Origin of the sequence: Streptomyces sp. NPDC051664, from assembly GCF_044453545.1 — a bacterium.
Taxonomy (GTDB): domain Bacteria; phylum Actinomycetota; class Actinomycetes; order Streptomycetales; family Streptomycetaceae; genus Streptomyces.
This window is the reverse complement of sequence record NZ_JBITCU010000139.1, coordinates 1-1,226: the sequence shown is the minus strand read 5'-3', so window position 1 is coordinate 1,226 and position 1,226 is coordinate 1. Positions and strand designations below refer to the sequence as shown.

General features: G+C 63.6%; 1 protein-coding gene. It reads left to right on the top strand.

What is annotated here, in order from left to right:
* Nucleotides 1-138 precede the first annotated feature (138 nt).
* A complete protein-coding gene (locus ACIA8E_RS42035; RefSeq protein ID WP_399307409.1) occupies nucleotides 139-1,086 on the top strand; it encodes an IS630 family transposase in 948 nt (315 codons plus the stop codon).
* The last annotated feature ends 140 nt before the right edge of the window (nucleotides 1,087-1,226 follow it).

Below are 1,226 nucleotides of genomic sequence, written 5' to 3'. Positions count from 1 at the left end.
ACCACAGCAATCTCGTCCGGAGTCACACACTCTCAACGCCACACCGGACCCCCAGGACACGCACCACCACAACCGACCTGACCAAGCCCTACTAGTGTTCTGAGTCTGGAATTCCATGCAGATATGTAGGCTTGCTCTATGGCGCGGATGGGGCGGCCGAAGGCCGAGTTGACGTTGTCGGACGAGGAACGGGCCGCACTTGAGGGGTGGGTGCGGCGTCGTTCCACGCCGCAGGCGTGGGCATTGCGATGCCGGATCATCCTGGCTTGCGCCGAGGGTGCCTCGAACAAGGACGTGGCTGCTCAACTCGGCTCCACACCACAGGCGGTGGGCCGCTGGCGGTCCCGGTTCGTGCAGCACCGGATCGCTGGTCTGGGTGACATGCCGCGTCCGGGCGGCCCCAGGACGGTGACGGACGAGCAGGTCGCCGCGGTAGTCACCAGGACACTGGAATCCACTCCGAAGAACGCCACTCACTGGTCGACACGGTCGATGGCCAAGGAGATGGGCCTGTCGCAGTCGTCGGTGTCACGGATCTGGCGGGCGTTCGGGCTGCAGCCGCACCGCTCGGAGACCTTCAAGCTGTCGACCGACCCGTACTTCGTCGACAAGGTCCACGATGTCGTCGGCCTCTACCTGGACCCGCCCGAACGGGCCCTGGTCTTCTGCGTGGATGAGAAGTCGCAGATCCAGGCCCTGGACCGGTCCCAGCCCGTTCTGCCGATGATGCCCGGGGTTCCCGAGCGGGCTACCCGCGACTACGTCCACGCCGGCACCACCACACTGTTCGCCGCACTCGAGGTCGCCACCGGCAAAGTGATCGGCTCCCTGCACCGGCGACACCGGGCCGAGGAGTTCAAGAAGCCAAGCAGGACCGCGAGACAGACCTATCGGAGCCCTACTAGATGCCACGTCAGTGACGTCGGCGCAGGTCGCAGGCCCAGTGATCGTCGGGAAGACATGACGCTGGCAGCGCCCCAAACCGTGTTGAAGCACGCTAGTTTCGGTGTATTCAAGGCCGTCCACCATGCGGCGCTGCTCGGTCCAGTGAAGTGCTGCCAGGCCACCTGCGTCAGCTCGGCGTGAAGACGGCGCATTGTCTCCTAATGAAACGTTGTTCTTGCTTGGTACGGTTGGTGTGTCGTATGTGTGTGTGTTGGTGTGGGGGTTTTGGTGGTGGTTGATCCTGCTGTTGATGCTGTTGTGGTGTTGTTGACGGGTATGCG